This is a genomic window from Marinicella sediminis, from assembly GCF_002000055.1.
Lineage (GTDB): Bacteria > Pseudomonadota > Gammaproteobacteria > Xanthomonadales > Marinicellaceae > Marinicella > Marinicella sediminis.
Genome location: NZ_MVBD01000007.1, coordinates 106,290 through 124,152 on the forward strand (window position 1 = coordinate 106,290; position 17,863 = coordinate 124,152).

General features: G+C 51.0%; 14 protein-coding genes. 5 read left to right on the forward strand and 9 right to left on the reverse strand.

Going from position 1 to position 17,863, the window contains the following annotated elements:
* Window positions 1-212 precede the first annotated feature (212 nt).
* A complete protein-coding gene (bioB, locus tag B0475_RS11060) occupies window positions 213-1,178 on the forward strand; it encodes a biotin synthase BioB (protein WP_077411921.1) in 966 nt (321 codons plus the stop codon).
* A 102-nt stretch (window positions 1,179-1,280) separates the two neighbouring features.
* A complete protein-coding gene (locus B0475_RS11065; RefSeq protein ID WP_077411922.1) occupies window positions 1,281-2,432 on the forward strand; it encodes an aminotransferase class I/II-fold pyridoxal phosphate-dependent enzyme in 1,152 nt (383 codons plus the stop codon).
* On the opposite strand, the gene B0475_RS11070 is transcribed toward B0475_RS11065, so the two are convergent.
* Complete coding sequence (locus tag B0475_RS11070) at window positions 2,426-4,069, reverse strand: Na/Pi cotransporter family protein (RefSeq protein ID WP_198538217.1); 1,644 nt, start codon at window positions 4,067-4,069, stop codon at window positions 2,426-2,428. The genes B0475_RS11065 and B0475_RS11070 overlap by 7 nt on opposite strands.
* Window positions 4,070-4,434: 365 nt before the next feature.
* Between B0475_RS11070 and B0475_RS11075 the strand changes: the two genes are divergently transcribed.
* Window positions 4,435-5,712, forward strand: coding sequence for an FG-GAP repeat protein (locus B0475_RS11075; protein ID WP_077411924.1), 1,278 nt, complete (start codon window positions 4,435-4,437; stop codon window positions 5,710-5,712).
* A 25-nt stretch (window positions 5,713-5,737) separates the two neighbouring features.
* Here B0475_RS11075 and B0475_RS11080 read toward each other — a convergent pair whose 3' ends face one another.
* Both B0475_RS11080 and B0475_RS11085 read right to left on the reverse strand, forming a co-directional pair.
* A complete protein-coding gene (locus B0475_RS11080) occupies window positions 5,738-7,276 on the reverse strand; it encodes a serine hydrolase domain-containing protein (protein WP_077411925.1) in 1,539 nt (512 codons plus the stop codon).
* Window positions 7,277-7,725: 449 nt separating this feature from the next.
* Complete coding sequence (locus tag B0475_RS11085) at window positions 7,726-8,355, reverse strand: CAP domain-containing protein (protein ID WP_077411926.1); 630 nt, start codon at window positions 8,353-8,355, stop codon at window positions 7,726-7,728.
* 92 nt (window positions 8,356-8,447) lie between these two features.
* Here B0475_RS11085 and B0475_RS11090 point away from each other — a divergent pair, with 92 nt between their 5' ends.
* Both B0475_RS11090 and B0475_RS11095 read left to right on the forward strand, forming a co-directional pair.
* Window positions 8,448-9,512, forward strand: coding sequence for a GGDEF domain-containing protein (locus B0475_RS11090; RefSeq protein WP_077411927.1), 1,065 nt, complete (start codon window positions 8,448-8,450; stop codon window positions 9,510-9,512).
* A gap of 60 nt (window positions 9,513-9,572) precedes the next feature.
* Window positions 9,573-10,757 carry a GGDEF domain-containing protein gene (locus B0475_RS11095; RefSeq protein WP_157892880.1) on the forward strand — a complete coding sequence of 395 codons (1,185 nt, stop codon included), beginning with the start codon at window positions 9,573-9,575 and terminating at the stop codon, window positions 10,755-10,757.
* A gap of 11 nt (window positions 10,758-10,768) precedes the next feature.
* Here the strand turns inward: B0475_RS11095 and B0475_RS11100 are convergent, their stop codons facing one another.
* The 6 genes from B0475_RS11100 to B0475_RS11125 form a co-directional block, all read right to left on the reverse strand.
* Window positions 10,769-12,094: a hypothetical protein gene (locus B0475_RS11100; RefSeq protein WP_157892881.1), complete on the reverse strand. Its 1,326-nt coding sequence runs from the start codon at window positions 12,092-12,094 to the stop codon at window positions 10,769-10,771.
* 4 nt (window positions 12,095-12,098) lie between these two features.
* Window positions 12,099-12,350, reverse strand: coding sequence for a hypothetical protein (locus B0475_RS11105; protein ID WP_157892882.1), 252 nt, complete (start codon window positions 12,348-12,350; stop codon window positions 12,099-12,101).
* Between the two features lie 235 nt (window positions 12,351-12,585).
* Window positions 12,586-15,297 carry an Ig-like domain-containing protein gene (locus B0475_RS11110; protein ID WP_077411931.1) on the reverse strand — a complete coding sequence of 904 codons (2,712 nt, stop codon included), beginning with the start codon at window positions 15,295-15,297 and terminating at the stop codon, window positions 12,586-12,588.
* A gap of 167 nt (window positions 15,298-15,464) precedes the next feature.
* Complete coding sequence (locus tag B0475_RS11115) at window positions 15,465-16,388, reverse strand: aldo/keto reductase (protein WP_077411932.1); 924 nt, start codon at window positions 16,386-16,388, stop codon at window positions 15,465-15,467.
* A gap of 129 nt (window positions 16,389-16,517) precedes the next feature.
* Window positions 16,518-16,799, reverse strand: a complete 282-nt coding sequence (locus B0475_RS11120) for a hypothetical protein (protein ID WP_077411933.1) — start codon at window positions 16,797-16,799, stop codon at window positions 16,518-16,520.
* A gap of 176 nt (window positions 16,800-16,975) precedes the next feature.
* Window positions 16,976-17,713, reverse strand: a complete 738-nt coding sequence (locus tag B0475_RS11125) for a Tim44 domain-containing protein (protein ID WP_077412030.1) — start codon at window positions 17,711-17,713, stop codon at window positions 16,976-16,978.
* Window positions 17,714-17,863: the final 150 nt, after the last annotated feature.

A 17,863-nucleotide genomic window follows, 5' to 3' on the forward strand; every position in this document is an offset into this window, starting at 1 on the left:
CGACACTCTGATCAACCAAAGGTCCTGAGAATCATTCGGATCATTTATTCATATGTTCTGAACCCTTTCAGACCCATTCTTCAATTTCAGGTACAGATCGCATACATTATGCAAACAGTCGTTTGATTTAATCCACTGCTTATTTTTGATCAGGCATTGACTGTAGCCCCGCGGCCACGCATACTTCTGTTTTTGATTTTTTTAGCCTCACCATGACCGATGAAACCCTGATCAGAAACGACTGGACCCAGCAAGATGTTGACCAGCTGTTTGCCATGCCGTTCAACGACTTGTTGTTCAAAGCCCAGCAGATTCACCGGGAATTTTTTAATCCCAACCACGTACAAATCAGCACCTTACTGAGTATCAAAACCGGTGCCTGTCCGGAAGACTGTAATTACTGTCCGCAATCGGTGCGCTATGACACCGAAGTGGAAGCCGAACCATTGATGGAGGTCGACACCGTGGTTGAACAGGCTGGCCTGGCTAAACAACAGGGTGCCACCCGCTTTTGTATGGGTGCAGCATGGCGCAGCCCCAAAGACCGTGACCTGGACCAGGTCATTGAAATGGTCAAAGGGGTAAAAGCACTGGGTATGGAAACCTGCCTGACACTGGGCATGTTGAGCCCTGAACAGTCTGAAAAACTGTCCGCTGCAGGGCTGGATTACTACAACCACAACATCGATACTTCAGAGTCTTATTATCAGAAAATCATCACCACCCGTAAATTTGAAATGCGCATGGATACACTGAAGAATGTTCAGCAATCCGGCATCAATGTCTGTTCCGGAGGCATCATCGGCATGGGTGAATCACAGCAAGACCGGGGTGGCATGCTGATGGCACTGGCCAACCTGGAGCAACACCCGGGTAGCGTACCCATCAATGCCCTGGTTCAGGTCAAAGGCACGCCATTACATGGCATAGATAAACTGGATGAACTGGACTTTGTCCGCACCATTGCCGTGGCCCGCATCATGATGCCCAAATCCATGGTGCGCTTATCAGCTGGACGCAATGACATGTCTGAAGCGGTTCAGGCGATGTGTTTTCTGGCCGGCGCCAACTCGATTTTTTATGGCGAGAAACTACTGACCACAGCCAACCCAGAGGAAAACAAAGACCTGGCATTGTTCAAAAAACTGGGTATTGAACCGATGCCACAACGGCATTGATTGTCTGAGTTGAACGCCAGATTTTCAGTTGTCAGAACCATCGGGTATACTTTATAAAAGCCAGCTGATGGGTCAGTGGTCTACAGACAACAACGGTGTTTCATGAACCCTGTAAAAGAACTGGAAAAACTCAAAGCCAACCACCTGTTCCGGATACGCCATGCCAGGACATCCAGAGTGGGACGCTATGTCTCTGTTGAAGGCAAACAAATGCTGAACTTCAACAGCAATGATTACCTGGGTTTGGCCAGTGATCCAGCGGTGATTCAGGCAGCTCATGAGGCCGCCCTGAAGTTTGGCTTCGGTTCAACCGGCTCACCCATGATGTCAGGTTACACCTCCATGCATCAGGAACTCGAATATGCCATGGCAGATTTTCTGGGTTATCCAAGGGTGGTGGTGTTTTCATCAGGCTATCTGGCCAACCTCGGTGTGGCACAGGCTTTGCTGAAAAAAAATGACTGGTTCATTCAGGACCGTCTGAATCATGCTTCTCTGATTGATGCGGCCATGCTGACCGGCGCTGAACTCAAACGCTATGCCCACTTAAACAACGACAAGGCCGAAGCCCTGTTACAGGAAGACATCAACCGTTTCAAACTGTGGGCCACTGAGGGTGTTTTCAGCATGGACGGAGACTCACATGAGTTATTTCAGGCCGCTTTGAGCGCCCACACCTACAACGCCCTGCTGTGGGTCGATGATTGTCACGGCGTGGGTGTCATGGGCACCAATGGCCGCGGCGTGCTGGACACCCAGTCACTGAGCGAAACAGAGGTTCCGATCCTTTCGGGAACCTTTGGCAAAGCATTTGGCACCAGTGGCGCTTATGTGGCTGGTTCTGAGGACTGGATCGAATCCATCATTCAGTTTGCCCGCACCTATAAATTCAACACCGCATTACCGGTTCCCGTGGTGGCAGCCACCCTGAAAGCGCTGGAAATCATCAAAACAGAACCCTGGCGCCGCGATAAGGTCCTCGATCTGATTCATCATTACCGACAGGAGTGTGGCAAATACGGCTTGGCTGAGATCGCCCGCTTTACCGACTCACCCATCCAGCCGATTATGCTCAAAACAGAACAGGCTGCCCTCGAAAAAACAGCCTATCTGAAACAGTGTGGCATCGCCACCACCGCCATCCGCCCACCCACTGTACCCAAAAATCAGTGCCGGTTACGCATCACCCTGAGCCACCACCTGGAACATGAAGACATTGATCTACTGGTGCAATGCCTGATTGGCAATTATTGAACCGACCGGGTTTTACGAACATTTCCCAACGCTTTAACCAGGGCGCTTTTGGAGTTGTACAATTCTTTGTTGACGTTCAATAAAGTTGATAACTCATGACCACTGACTGAATCATCAGACATGTGTTGATGGATGTGTTGTCTGAATTCCCGCCGAGCTGTGTTGGCCTGCATTTTCAGTTGTTGTAAATCCTCTGCAAGAATCTCCTCTTGTTGCATCACCAGTTCAACCAACTGCTCATAATCCCTGGCTGCCTGGTTCATCAAACCGGCAAAATAATCAGCCACCCGGGGCTGATTGGGCAACTGGAACTGTTCGATGTTGTCACGGATGTCCTTGATGGACTTGGCGGCATAAATGGCTGCCCTGATGGCCTGCATGTGGTGATCAATGCTGTGGGCCATGCTGATGACACCAGGCACTGTCTGCGACTCCAGATGTGGGTTGTGTTTCTGGATTTGCAGGGCATAATGAATGATGTCTCCTTCCAGGCTTTTCAGGTGCTGGTAAAAAGTCGCGTCGGACTGGTGACTGAATGCCTCTGGTAATTCATCATCAGAGATCATGGTTTGTCTGAAATTCAGCACCCGCATGTTGAACACCACCACCAGCGCAATCAGCCTTTTGGTTTCCTGATTCAGGGCCAGCATGGCTGCTTCTGACACGGTTGCCGGAACGGCATGAATGTAGGCCACGGTTCGGGCCGGTTCGCGGTCCTGGACCAATCGTTCCAGAAAAGCACTGTACTGGCGGATGAAAGGCAAAAACAACAACAATCCGGTCAGGTTAAAAATGCTGTGAAAAGCCACCAGCCCAAACAAGGGATCATCAATGTGTAACCAGCTGATTAACGACAAAATCAGGCCAATAGACAAAAACGCCAGTACATCAACCACCAGATTAAAAATCACATGGGCCATTGCCAGCCGTCGTTTGGCAGCAGCACCCTGCAATGAGCCAATCAGTACGGTACTGGTGGTGCCCAGATCAGCACCGATGACCAGCGCAGCGGCGGCTGGTAAGCTGAGCATGTCTGCATACAGCGCGGCCAATGCCAGCATCATCATCACTGAGCTGCTTTGAATGATGGCGGTGATCACCACCCCAAATAACAGGTAGACCACCAGCGGATAACCTTGCAACACATCCAGTTGTAATTCCGCAGAAAATTGCGTGAAACTGCCTTTCATCCAGTCCAGCCCGAGCAACAACAGGCCCAGACCCAACAACAACAATGAGATGGATTGTAAACGGCCTTTGAGTAAACCACAGCCCAGACCACTGACACCCAGCAAAGGCATGACCCAAAGTGACATATCAACCTTGAACCCCAGGGTGGCGACCATCCAGCCAGTGAACGTGGTACCCAGATTAGAACCCAGAACCACACCGATGCCATTGACCAACGGCATGATGCCGGCACCCAGAAATGCCAGGGTAATCAGGCCAACCAGAGAGCTGCTTTGTACCATGGCAGTGGCCACAATACCGGTGAACACCGCACGCAATGGGTGATTGGTGGAATGAATGATCCAATGATTGAAACCCGGTCCGGCGACTTTTTTCAGAGCAAGCTCAAGCTGCTTCATTCCAAACAGAAACAAACCCAGTCCGGCCAATGCCTGCCAAAACGCCATGTCAATCCTCTTTGCGACCCTTGTGCCCACCATTATCACCCAACACCGAGGCAATCGGTATGATGCAAATCAATCATTGTGCAAATAATGATGAATCCTGTTTTGTACAGCCATGAACTCATTGGACAAGATGAACAACATTCTTGACAAGGATTGTCCCAGGCTTGCGTTTATCAAAGCAAGCAACTGATGGACAGTTTGTCAGAACAGCAAATTTCATCCTTCATGGCTCAATCCTGACAGTGATTGTCCTGATCTTAAAAGCACGGAACACTGATGAACTCTACAATCAACACAGCCTTTGAAAAGAGCATGCCGAATACAGTTGCCAACAAACTCAACCTATAACAATACAGGAGTTCAATATGAACCGGCACAAAACATCATCCACCCTCCGCTTGTTTGGACTCATCGTCCTGACTTTGCCACCGATGGTTCATGGTGGTCCGATGCTCAACAGCATGAGCACCGCTTCCAACAACACGTCCACCCTGCTGTATCCAGAAACCGGATATCTCGATGATCGTTTTGGGCATGCTGTGGCGATTGATGGCTCATGGGCTCTGGCCGGCGCTCCCAGAGATGATGACAATGGACTTGAGGCTGGTGCGGCATATCTGTTTCTTTGGTCGAATAACCAATGGACTCAAAAAGCCAAACTGCTGGCGGCTGATGGTGAAGCAGGCGATTCATTCGGGTATTCCGTTAGCTTGTCAGGCAACACCGCAGTGATCGGCGCGGTGCAGGATGATGATCTGGGTACCGATTCAGGATCAGCTTATGTCTTTGAGTTTGACGGTCTGAGCTGGCAACAAACCGCCAAATTAACGTCCCTGGATGGACAGTACATTGACTTTTTTGGTATTTCCATCAGTCAATCTGAAAACCGGATTCTGATCGGTGCCAGTCATCATGACGCAGTGGCCCAAAGCGGCGGATCGGCATATGTGTTCGAACTCCAGGGAGACCAATGGGTCCAAACCGCCAGACTCAATGCCGCTGATGGTGGCCAGGGAGATCAGTTTGGCCATGCCGTGAGCTTGTCAGGAGACCGGGCCCTGATTGGCGCTCATCAACATCAGATCAATGGCACCCCCGTCGGAGCAGCTTACCTGTTTGAATGGCATATGGGTGAATGGGTTGAATCAGCAAAACTGTCTGATCCCAATGGACAATACAACGACCGGTTTGGTATCGCAGTGAGCCTTGATGACCAACAGGCACTGATAGGCGCGACTGGTAAAAACCTGGCACAGGGCGCTGCCCTGGTGTTTGCAGAAGATTCATTTGGCTGGCGACATACCGCCACCCTGACCGCCATGGACGGGACGTCCGGAGATCGTTTTGGCTCAGCCGTCAGTCTGCTGGATGGGTCAGCACTGATCGGCGCACCCTATGCGCATGACAACCTCACCGGGGCAGCCTACCAGTTCAACCAATCTGCTCAATTATGGCAACAAAACCAGCCGTTTCAACCAGATTATGTCGGCGACCATGTGTTTGGTCGCAGCCTTGATCAAAGTACGGGTCATATCATCATCGGTGCCACTGGTATGGATGCCAGTCCTTCAGGAGCAGGAGCTGCCCACTTGCACCAGCAAAAGTTGCTGCATACAGGAAGGCTGAAAAAATCAGCTCACTGATCCTTTGGTCCCGCATGCTCAGGCCTCAGTACAACCTGGGGCCTGGCTGAGCTTGTTGATTGCTGTTCACGCAGCCGCCGGTCGAACCCGTGAGTCTTGACAACGGTATTTCACCGGCAACTGATTCCACCTCAGATGAAAAAGTGAAGGTGGCTGACAAACAATCGGTGGCACTCATGGTGCCGCTGCCCCATACCGATAATTCGACTGTCGCCGGGTCCACAAACACCCCGCCGGTGGTGCTGATGATTTGAAAACTGGCCACATCATTGACAACTTCACCCTGCAGGGTGAACCAACGCTGATGATCGCCAGTGGCATCAAAGGTATACCAATAGCCTAAAAATGTCTGACCTTCATTGAGGATTTCAATGTTGATGCCCTGACCATTGGTGGCCGGATCATACCAGGAACCATTGAGGTCACTGGACATGGGAAACGGCGGCAACTCATCTGTACCAAATGCCAACAACAGGTTTTCCCGCAACACCGTGCCCATACCAGGCGTGGTACTGCTGGTGTTGTAGTCAGCGGCGGTGGAGACAATCACTGTATTGATCTGTGGAATCACAAATATGTACTGCCGGCCAAAACCATTGGCATAATACATGTCAAATGGCCGACCCCGATCATCGGTCAAACGGGTGATCCACCACTGATAACCATATCCGGCATACTCACTGCTGAACACCGCCGGGTCGCTGTTGCCGTCACTGTACCTGACCACCGATTGACTGATCCACTCTTCACCCAACAACCGTTCACCTTGCCACACACCGTTGAGGCGGTACAGTTCACCCACCTTGGCCAGATCAATGGGTTTCATCCACAATCCAAAACCCATGGGTTGCAGACCCCAGGGGAAATCGGTGATGCCCTGACTGGGATTACGGGGATCAAACACATTCCAGTCGGTATCGGTGATGTCCAGCGGGTCAAACAATTCGGCTTGTGCAAATTCATAGACATCCCGGCCGGTGCGGTTTTGCAGTATCGGACTCATCAGTGAAGAATGGCCCGAACTGTAAGCAAACAGCTGGTCCGGGGTGGTTAACACCGACCATTGCGTGGCGGTTCGGTACCAGTCAAAAGTTCCCATCATCTGGTAAACCGGATTGGCCGGATCGGTGAATGGTGTACTCCACTCATCCCAACGATATCCATGGCGTTGATTCAACAGATCATGCAAGGTGATTTGGCTGACCTGAGCCCGATTGGGGACATTGTCATATTGAGGCAAGTAATCCAGGATCGAGGCAGCCGGATTGATTTCGGCGCCCTGATATGCGGCGATCCCCAGTAGGGCCGAGCCGATGCTTTTGGTCACTGAGAACACCGGACGCTTTTCTCCGCTGTTGTTAAAGTACCGCTCAGTCACCAGTTGACCGTCTCTGATGATGATCAGTGAACGAATCTGACCCACTTCGCCTGACTGGATCTGAGCAATGGCGGCATTCAGATATGCCGCATCCAATCCGGCTGCTTCCGGAGTCTGTTCCGGCCATTCAAATCCATCAACTGTGGAAAAGCTCAAAAGCAACAACAGCAGCATTTTTTTCATCATCACCTCCGGTCATTGATGGATCATTATAATGGAGGCCTGGCTTGATACCTCAATGAATCGGGAAAAATTGGCCAAACCACTGTCTCCCGCCCATGTGTCCTGTTTTTCATAATGTTTGTCCCGCCAGTAAAAGTTTTTTTTGCGGCCCATCGATACAATGAGGACCAGGAATAGCGAGTACGGAAACTGATGGCATGTCATGGATACAAGGTCTGTCCATACACGGATGTCAGGCCATTGACAGGAAGCAGTGGTAAAACAGACAAGGCTGTCTGAAACCCTGGATGGATGCCTTGGTTTGTCGGCAAGGACGCCGCTCTCTTCAGTCAAAACAAGGAAAAAAAGGCAGGGACGCCACACTCCTCCGACTTTACACCAGTGTTCTGAAGGCCAGGAGGCCGTTTATTTTTCTCAAACAGTACCCCAGAATGCTCTTTCTCTGTAGCTTGTTATTTCTTTTGTTGTTTTTCTCTGGCTTCGATGCCCTTGCAGACTTTCCTCACCTGAGCATCACTGGAATGTCGCCAGTTTTTTGGGCAGTTGGCTTTGGTGACCATTTTGGGGGCCTGGAAGGTTTGTTTATACACAATTTTTGGCGTCGCATAGGGTTCAGCAATCAGCACCACATACTGCGTTTGACCCGCTTCATTCTCGGCATAACCTACACCCAGTTCATTTTGCCGGGAAAAAAACTCACCATAGCCCAGCACATGATCATGGTGCTTGTTGCTCTGCGTCAGGTAAGTCATGACCGCTTCAGCCGACCGCATGTTTTTCGCCACTGCTTCCACCTGATTGCCGGTAGGTGGATAAAAAGAGGCAAACCGATAGCCGTTTTCAATGAGGATTTGGTTGGGTGTATGTTGTTCATCAATTTGTCCGTTGAGCAATGATGCAGCCCGTTTGGCAGCGATCTCAGCCAACAATTCATTACACCTCATTGCTGTGCGCTTTTGCGATGTATGGTTGATGACCAGGCTGGCCAATTCCAGCGACTGAGGGTTCAGGCCACAATCCGATGCATCACCCTCGGAGGGCTCTGATAACAACGCCGATAACAGGATCAACAGAGCAAACATAATTGATAAAAAATAATGTGATTGAAGCCATATCCTAACATGTATCATCTGCGACCGATCAATCAGGATTGTCAGCCTGACACGCTTTGGTTATGATGGTTGGCAATCAATCACTCCGAGCCAGTACTTCATTCATGACCAATGACGCCATCAGCACCCACCGAATCAACGTGTTCAAGGTGTTGTTGTTGCTGAACTTCTTTGGCGCATTCTGGTTCGCCATCGTCAACTTCAACAGGGACCTGCAACTGCTGGCCTGGCTGGAGTTGATCATTGTCCTGATCACGGCATTGGCGCTGTGGCGCATCAGAAAACCCATCCCCTTCAACACCTACCTGAGCCTGGCGACCACTTACGTGGTGTTTTTTGGCTGTTTTCTGTTGTTTGCCCTGAATCACCCAGGAGTCAGCCAAAACATCCACATCTGGATCACCACCATACCCTTAATGACCTATTTATTGCTGGGTTCCAGGCGGGGTTTGTTACTGACCTCGCTGTTCCTGGGGCTGGTGGTTACCTGGCACCTGATGCACTTTGACTTCCTGACATTCTGGCAATCACTGGCTGCGGTGGCCAATGTGGTGTGTGTGGTGATGGCCATCTGGGGCATGTCACATGCTTATGAACTGGCCAATGAAAAGGCCCAGCAACAATTACAGACCATGGCAACCCGGGATCACCTGACCGGCCTGATGAACCGCTCACTGCTCAACCAGACTTTTCAGCAGGCTTGTGAAGAGACCGCGTTTGACCAGCAAATCGTGGGACTGATTGTCGCTGACATTGATCATTTCAAAACCATCAATGACCAATACGGCCATGAAGTTGGCGACCAGGTTTTGAAGGCTTTTGCAGACATCCTCAGACAGTGTACCAACCGTCCAGAGTTGGCTTTCAGGTTGGGTGGGGAAGAGTTTTGTCTGATCATTCCCAACACCACGTGTTTGCAGGCCGGGCAATTGGCTGAACAACTCCGACAAAACCTGCGCAAGCATCCGCTGCACCAACTTGGCATCAACGAACCTGTGACTGTCAGCTGTGGAATTGCCACCAGTGACACCCCGGATTTACCATTCAAAAAACTACATGCTGATGCCGACAGACGGATGTACCTGGCCAAAGCACAGGGGCGTGATCAGGTCATGACACAAGACTGAAACGTTGTTTTACGTCACAAACAAGAATTTGTGGTTCAGTCAATGATAAACTACCCGGGTGTGTCAATAACTGCCGCTGATCCGGCAGACAGTGGTGTGAACAATCCTCAAACAAAACGTGCGGCTGAACAGGTTTTTCTCAAGCGGGTGACTCTGTTTTACGGAAATGCCGGTGGCAATGTGGCAGTGGCCATGATCACAGCGGTGATTGCCTCATTCATCATGATCGATGCGGGTGTCAGTATCCTTGCCATATTTATCTGGCTGAGTCTGTTGGTGTTGTTCATTGCATTGGTGTTGTTGGTTGAGGTCCGGTTTGAAGCAGCTGTCCTGACCATTGACAACGCCAACTGGTGGCTTAAGCTGCGCATGATCAGTGGTGGCCTGGTGTCCCTGATGTATGGCCTTTTGGTGTTCTTTTACCCGGATCAGGTGCTGTCACATCACGTCATGTATGTAGTGATGTTACTGATCGCCCTGGTGGCACTGTGCGCCACAGGATTTGCAGTGATGCCGGTGTATACCTACCTGGTCAGTGCAGTGACCATGCTGCCCATGCTGTTGTTTCTCATGCTGAATGTCTCTGTTTTCAACCTGGGTCTGGCCTTCACCATGATCGTGATCTGGGGGGTACTGATCAACAAAGCCCGGCTGGTGTCCATCACTGCCATCCAGGCTCTGGAAAGTAACGAAAAACTGACCCGGGAAATAGAGGACCACAAACAAACCCGAAAACAGCTGAAACACATGGTAAACCATGATCACCTGACGGGGCTGCCAAACCGCAAATATCTGCTTGATCAATTGCGTGAACGCTTGCAGGAAAAGCAACAACATGGTGTCAGTTTTGCGTTGTTGTACCTTGATCTGGATGGTTTCAAAAACATCAATGATGAGCGCGGACACGCCATGGGTGACTGGCTGCTTAAGGCCGTTGCCGGACGCCTCAGGGCCGCCCTGCCCGAGCAACACATGCTGGCGCGCATGGGTGGTGACGAATTCATCATTCTGGTCTCAATGGACACTGAAGATCAGCACAACATGGATCTGAAACCACTGATCAAAGCCATCCGCAAACCATTTGAGGAACCATTGCCATTACCAGATGGCCACCCGGCGCTGATTGGCATCTCAGTTGGCGCGGTGCATGCCAGCGACCTGCACCGATCAGCCAGGGCCATCATTCAGGCCGCAGATCAGGCCATGTATGCCGACAAAAACCGTAAGCGTAACGAGTTACCCTGAACTGATGGTTTTCAGAACATCAGCAGGGTCACACTTTGAGCGACCACGATGTTGGTGTCATCAGTGACGTTATACACCTGACAGACCACCACTTCATTGACCCCTCCCTGGGTACCTTTGTTGCAATTGACGGTCATCACATCACTGCCATTTTCTTCCACCGAAGTCATGAAAAACAAGCCCTGATAGGAAAACGGCAGGTCCACCACACAATTGCCAAAGGTGGCTCCGTTGCTGACCATGATTGACTGGGCATTGATGTTATTGAATGACTGTTGAACCATGGAACCGGCATTGCCACATGAAAAAGTCACTCCCGCTTTCACAAAACCATATTGTGTGGCCGGCTTGTCATGGACTGCATCCCCATCCACCGCCAGGTCATCATTGATCGTGGTTTTGTTGTTCAGCACTGTTTCACCAAACACGTACAGTCCCTGGGTGGGAGGTGGTATCACTGCGGCATTGGCCGGGCCCACACTGACCCCAAGGTTGCTTCTGATTTGTAAGGCAAACTGACCATTGACAGTGGCAGTCAATGGGTGGGCTCCGCTGCTGACAGCCATGTTGGTCACATCCAGCAAGGTGTTGCCTTCAACCGTCAGTCCGGCATTGATGTCCGTATCACCCTGCACATACAAACCATTGGCAGGCGCCAGCGGACCGCCACCGAGGTTGGTGCCGCCGTTGCTTTGAACCTGAAAACGGGTTTGACCACCGATGCGGGCCCGAATCGGACTGTCACCGGCTGCTGCTTCAATGAACAAAGTGTTGTCAGCAGGCGGGTTGCTGTTGGCGGAACCACCGATCTGCACGTTGCCGCCGGGATAAGTGATGCCATTGGCCTGCTGAACCCAAACCGTTGAGGCTTCATCGGTGCCAGGCACCCAGTCACTGCCATCAAACTTCAGTACCTGACCGGCACTGGCCCCTTTGTCATCCAGGTATTCAGCCTGCAGTGCGTAAGGGGTGGCATTGATCCTTTGCCAGGGTGTGAGCTCGGTGTAAGGATCGACCGAACCAAACGGCCTGATCATTACCCTGAGGTAAAACTCGGCACCGGTGAATGGTCCGGGACCAAAATCCAACTCCACCGTGAACAAACCAGCATCTGTGGTCACCTGTGCCAGTTCCTGAAAAGCAATCATGTTACCGCCAGTGGCCTGATCACGCAGCTCAAAACGCATCCCATAATCACCGCTGGCCGGTGAACCACCGTCAGTCAGTGTGCCCTGATACGTGAACCGGCTGCCTACCTGTTGGGCCTGAGCCACCCCCGCCAGCAACAACAAACCAATCATCAGCCCTCTTCTGTATTGTGCGTTCAACATCATCATTCCCTCATTCATAATCATCTTTAAAAATCAAATCTTGGTTCCTCTGCCAATAGCCAGCTGAAACCTCAAAATCGTTACCGTCGGACTGACCAACCACCGTCTGCCCTGAACTGCCCTGCAGCGAATAAGAACCACCTGAGGCCTGGTGACCCGAACCCACCACTTTTTTGGTGATGGCATAATCCTGTGCCCACAGGCTCCAGGCCATGACGCATAAAGCCAATCTCAGCAGCATTTTTATGTACCCAGGTTTCATTTGTGTTTCCTCAACGATTGTGTGACCAAGTACCTGCCAGTGTAGTGCCCATTGGGACAATCAGGTTCTGAGAAGTTCTGAATATTTCTGAATTTGGTCTGGCGCATCAGTGCTTTGACACCTTGGATGACAGACTTTGGTTTGATTGAGAAGATAACACCCAAAAGCCAGCACGAAGAACCTCGGCTGGCTTTTGGGGTTATGCTGATATGATGCTCAGCATCGCTTGGCAGGCTCAGTAATTACAGAACTGATGGCCGTAGTTGATGCTGCTGTTACTGTCATCACCGGGAATCTGAACGCCATTGATGCTGACCAGCTCGGTGGTGAATAACAGACTGGCTTTGGGGGTTTCCAGACAGATCAAATCCCAGTCAAGTTGCCAATCAAAGGTACCCAGACCTGGCAGCTGACACTCATACATGACGGCCAAGTTGGGATCAACAAATGGCAGGCTGTTTGGATCCAACTCAACACACTCAGCGGGCAATTGGCTGACCGCTGCCTGCCCAACCACACTGGGGTGTTTATACAGGGCATGTCTGGTGACCACATGGCGGGCAGAAATGTCACCGGTGTTAGTCACCGTTACCCGGGGCAGCGGGTCTTTGCTGAAGAATGAAAAAGACGATTGCACATCTGTACTTTCGATCAGTTCTATGATGATGGCTGTGAAAGCGGTCTGACCCAGCACATCTGTGGCGGTGGCTCTGAGCACATAATGACCGGATTGGGTCAATGCATTGGTGACAAAGGTCCACTGCGAGCGATTTCCAAAACCACTGTCAATCACTTCATCGGTATAGGCATTTTCCACTTCCCAAAACACCGACACCGGTCCCCGGTCATCACTGGCTGTTGCTGTCATGCTGTGGATCCCACCGATGGCGACCAATTGCGCTGCCGCCGCAGGATCAATGATGCTGACCACGGGCTTGGCATCAATGTTAAAAGAACCCATGACTGAAGCCGGCTGACCAGCACTGTCTACCACCTCTGCTTCAATCAGATAGTGACCTGCCTGGGTCAGTGGTTGGGTCACAAAGCTGTAGTTGCTGTCATTGCCCACCCCGGTTGCAACCGGTTGATTGAGGTTTTGGTAGTAAACCGTCCAGCTGACCTGATTAATCGGGTTGTCATCAACCACCTGTGCCTGCAAGGTCACTTGCTCACCCACCGCGAAATACTGACCTTCACCAGGACTGGTGAGGATAATCACCGGCACATCGTCGTCATTGACCGTCAGTTGATGGCTATCCGAGACCTGCTGTCCAGCGGTGTCGGTCACCCTGGCAGACACCAGGTAACTGCCTGGAACATTGAACACCGGGGTGTTCAGATTGATGTTGGGGTTAGTCCCTGACACCGACAAGTCATGGGTGGCCACCACCGTTGGTGGGTTGGTACCCAAGTCAGAAATGGTCCAGTTGGCCGCTGCCACGCCATAGTCGTCACTGACCGAGGCGCTTAACTGAAAGCTGCTGACCGGTTCAATGAGCTGATTGTTGAGCGGTGAGGTGATGGCCAGAGTTGGGGCGCTGTCCACCGGATTGGTGTTGGATCCTTTGGTGGCCATCTGATAGCGGCGACATGGCTCAGTGACTGCCTGAGAAACCGGATCATAACCCGCGCACTCTGTTAAAAACCGCACGTTATCGGCATTGAAGTTAGAAGATGGATTGCTGTTGGTGAACCGGCCGATCGGCTGGCCACTGATCACCACTTCAGGGGTAGAAAGGTGAGGAATGCGGTTACAAGTGAAGTCACTGGGATCAGTGCCTGTGGTTTGGGTACAACCCATGAGGGTAGAAAAATCACCATCTACAGATCCCCAAATATCATACCCCCTGGCATAGGGTTCAAAAGCAACCGTACTGCCTCCGATATGTGCCGAACCAAAATTGTGCATCAGCTCATGCAAAAACACAAATTGATCGGCATTACAGGTAGAGGCATGCAGGGAAAACGAAAACCTGAACTGGTTGATATCCTGGGCATTGTACCTGGGAATGGAAGCCACCCCACAGGCTTCTGTGCCCAACACATCAGGATCGAATGGAATGTACAGTGCCACATAGTCGGCACCTGAGTTTTCTTGCATTTGCATCAGGCTCAATGACAGCGCCGATTGTTCATCGGTCATGTGGCTGTAAGATTCAAGCTGTCCGTTGACGAATGTGATGTTCTGATATTGTGCCGGCACATTGATCGGTTGATAAGGCAATAAATTCAAACGAACCGGTACCCCAACGGCATTCGGACCCGAATTGGCCAGGATGTAATCCGCATTCATTTTCTCATTTTGAATTTTGCCAAAAATGGGACTGCCGGAATAATACAAATCATCATCGATCACCACCAGCACATCGACCACCGAGACACCAGGTGCCACCCCGCCTTTCATGTGCGATTTGCCAGCAGGCTTGGTATCATCCAGATTCACTGAATTAAGCGCACTGACCTCTTCTTCGAGCAGATCATCCAGGGTAGATGATTTCGACTCGGTACGGGCCAGGCGGGTACCCAACGCCGGATCGGTGTAGATTTCGAAACTCAAACCATTTGCCATCACCAGGCCATAAGGTTGGCCCCCAATGATATTGAAGATGACCGTGCCACCGGCATCGGCAGCAGAACCCAGCGTTCCGGCCCACTGAAAATCGCCGTTGTCATACAGGCGGGTGGTGGTCTGGGTCACCGAAAATGACCACAAGCCTTTTTTATCCACTGGTAATTGCAGGTTGAGGACCTTGTTGGTCTCGGTGACCTGAGACACATCAAAACTGATGTCCCATTCCTCAACCGATTGATTGATCGGGATCACCGCATCCAACCGCGATTTCACCGCCGGATCAATGGTATATAAGGTCTTTTGTTTGGCATTTGCCAGCGAAATCTGGGTCAACAGCAGCACCAGTAAAGTGCCGTAACATATGTGCTTTTTCATCACGTCTTCTCCTTGGATTGAATCACCTGTACAACAGGCTCCTTATTCTCCAGACGAAAAATCACAAGCTGTCTTGTCAAAAAAAATGAAAAAAAGAGATAAATTGCACTTTTACAGCACCTGGCAGACAGGGCTATACCATCAAAATACAGGAACCGAGCGAAGAATCACCAGGTGTTTTGCTGCTCGCCGATGCGCTGTGCCCAGTCAGCCCCCAGGTCAGCGGCCGAAACCCCAGCCAGCTCGGTCAGGTGAGCCACCGACGTGGTGCCAAGCAAGGCCGAACTGAAATGTGGCTGTTGTAACACATAGGCCAGCGCCAATTGAGTCGCAGCATGCTCTGGGTGGTTATTAAGAAAAGCCAGGGTTTTGGCCTGCCTGAGTTGGTGGCGGTTGTTCTTCCAGGCCCGCAACCAATACCAGATTGATTTCAACCCACGAAACTGTTTGAAGCGTTGGTCATACAAACCACCAGCCAGAGCGCCGGCCACGAACACATCAAACCCCTGCTCCCGCCATTTGGCCAGTTGAGGAATGCGCTCGGGCCTGAGGATGTTGAAATCCGGCATCAGACATTGGAACTGACCCGATTCAACCGTCAATTTAATGATGTGGTCATCAAAAGCATTGACCCCAACCAGACCGATTTTGCCTTCTGCTTTGAGGGATTCCAACAGACCAAAAACGTCGTCATTGAAGTCTTCCGGATTGGGCCCGTGCAAATAAAACACCGGCAACTGCCCCAGCCCCAAATCACGCAACGACTGCTCACAGGAACGGCGCAACCACTCCGGCGAAAAATCTTTACATAAACGCCCGTAATTTCCCACCCGGGTGCCCGCCTTGGAACTGATCAACAAGCCATCACGGGACACCTGCGATGAGGCCAAAGCCCGCCCCAACCGCGCCTCAGCATACCCCCCGGAATAACTGTGCCCGGTATCAAAATAGGTGATCCCATGATCCAAAGCGGCATGCACCACCGCCACCGCCTGCCGTTCAGAAAAACGCTTGTTACCCCAGTAACTGGCACAGCCCAGGCCGATCTCGGAAATTGACCGATCAAGGTTGATGAGTGGGCGCTGGTTCATGGGGCAAAGGTTAACAAAGCGAATATCATCTGCTCAGTTTATCGGGGAAGGCTCAGGAAGTCACCCACTGAAGAACAGATTGTGGCTGAGGAATTTCACAAACAGACTCAGGGAAATCACAGCCTGAACCTAATCACCTGAACCAGCTTCGTCAGATTGACGTGGTTTGCCATCCTGGCCCATCAAACGCCTGGTTTCCTGCCAATCTTTTGCGGCTGCTTTTTTGTTGTAATCCGGGTCCGTCAGCAACTGAAAGAAATCATAACCCAGTGAGATAAATACCAGCAACAAGATGATTTGCAGTGGCCAGCTTTGCACCACATCATAAGGCAACAGGAACACCACCAGGATGATCAATGCCTGACACCTTCTGAACAGAAAAAACAACCATTGATATGCTTTTGAGATCATTGACACAGTACATCATTGCTTTGGATTCGAAGCTTAACTGGTACCCGGAAACGACCTTTTTTCATCGGTTCAATGCCCATCAACATAATCACTGCTGCATCGCTTGTCATCAGGCTGCAGGCTGATTCAGACTCAACTGCGGAAATGCCAGTGCTGCGCATTACACCTGATTTCCATCAGGCCCTGAGGTCAGACACCACGGTGCTTTCAATGGCCGGTAATTCTTTGACCAGTTTGGCATAAGACAGTGACATGCTGCCCTCTTCGATGTCAGACACTTTCCACTGACCATCCATCATGGTGAATGACCAAACCGTCTCCACATCTTTGTAACGTCGAGAGCCTTCAACCACTTTTCCGGAATCGCGCTGTTGCAGGTAGTCCTGCATGTTGGCTGCCATCAAAATCACCACCACAGACCCTTCGTGTTCGGCGTCTTGATTGCGATGCACAAACAACAGGGGTTTGATGGTGTTGATTTTTTTGACCTGACATATGTTCTGTAAACCGGCTTTTTTCCAGCGCTCCAGGTGCACCATCTGCTGATTCTGCCAGTACCAGTCCGTCATCCACCGGCTGACGCCTGACAGGTCTTGCTGTTCCCAACCGGAATGGACCCGGTAAAAACAATCCTTGGCTCTTTCCTGTATCTTCAGCCAATCAAACTGGGCGCTGTATCCAGCCATGAAACGCAGGTCCTTGCGGGCCCGTCGCTCAGACAGCTTCTCACGCAATAAGGCGTAGATGATCAGTGGCAAGAAGACGATGGTCAGTACCACCAGCAAAACCCGCCCCCAGAATGACTCAAATACCGCACTGGCTATTTTCCCACCAGGACCCGCCAACGCCGGCTCAGCCAACATCAGCAACGCCAGCACCACCAGGGCCAGTTTGATAAAGTTATGTTGATTCATGATGATTCCTCCTTGAATAAAACAGTTCAGTTGATTATATGCCGACAGAAAGCCGCTGTGAATCATTCCGCGCGCTTTCTGTATTGTTCTGGCTCAGAATTGAAGCATTGACATGTATTTCTGAACAGAACTTTTATTATAAAACTCATT

Excerpts from the sequence above, each read along its gene's own strand:
- B0475_RS11120 (WP_077411933.1), bottom strand. The coding sequence starts at position 16,799 with ATGATCTCAAAAGCATATCAATGGTTGTTTTTTCTGTTCAGAAGGTGT.
- B0475_RS11110 (WP_077411931.1), bottom strand. The coding sequence starts at position 15,297 with ATGAAAAAGCACATATGTTACGGCACTTTACTGGTGCTGCTGTTGACC.
- B0475_RS11100 (WP_157892881.1), bottom strand. The coding sequence starts at position 12,094 with ATGATGATGTTGAACGCACAATACAGAAGAGGGCTGATGATTGGTTTG.
- B0475_RS11115 (WP_077411932.1), bottom strand. The coding sequence starts at position 16,388 with ATGAACCAGCGCCCACTCATCAACCTTGATCGGTCAATTTCCGAGATC.
- B0475_RS11080 (WP_077411925.1), bottom strand. The coding sequence starts at position 7,276 with ATGATGAAAAAAATGCTGCTGTTGTTGCTTTTGAGCTTTTCCACAGTT.
- B0475_RS11105 (WP_157892882.1), bottom strand. The coding sequence starts at position 12,350 with ATGAAACCTGGGTACATAAAAATGCTGCTGAGATTGGCTTTATGCGTC.
- bioB (WP_077411921.1), top strand. The coding sequence starts at position 213 with ATGACCGATGAAACCCTGATCAGAAACGACTGGACCCAGCAAGATGTT.
- B0475_RS11085 (WP_077411926.1), bottom strand. The coding sequence starts at position 8,355 with ATGTTTGCTCTGTTGATCCTGTTATCGGCGTTGTTATCAGAGCCCTCC.
- B0475_RS11125 (WP_077412030.1), bottom strand. The coding sequence starts at position 17,713 with ATGAATCAACATAACTTTATCAAACTGGCCCTGGTGGTGCTGGCGTTG.
- B0475_RS11070 (WP_198538217.1), bottom strand. The coding sequence starts at position 4,069 with ATGGCGTTTTGGCAGGCATTGGCCGGACTGGGTTTGTTTCTGTTTGGA.
- B0475_RS11090 (WP_077411927.1), top strand. The coding sequence starts at position 8,448 with ATGATGGTTGGCAATCAATCACTCCGAGCCAGTACTTCATTCATGACC.
- B0475_RS11075 (WP_077411924.1), top strand. The coding sequence starts at position 4,435 with ATGAACCGGCACAAAACATCATCCACCCTCCGCTTGTTTGGACTCATC.
- B0475_RS11065 (WP_077411922.1), top strand. The coding sequence starts at position 1,281 with ATGAACCCTGTAAAAGAACTGGAAAAACTCAAAGCCAACCACCTGTTC.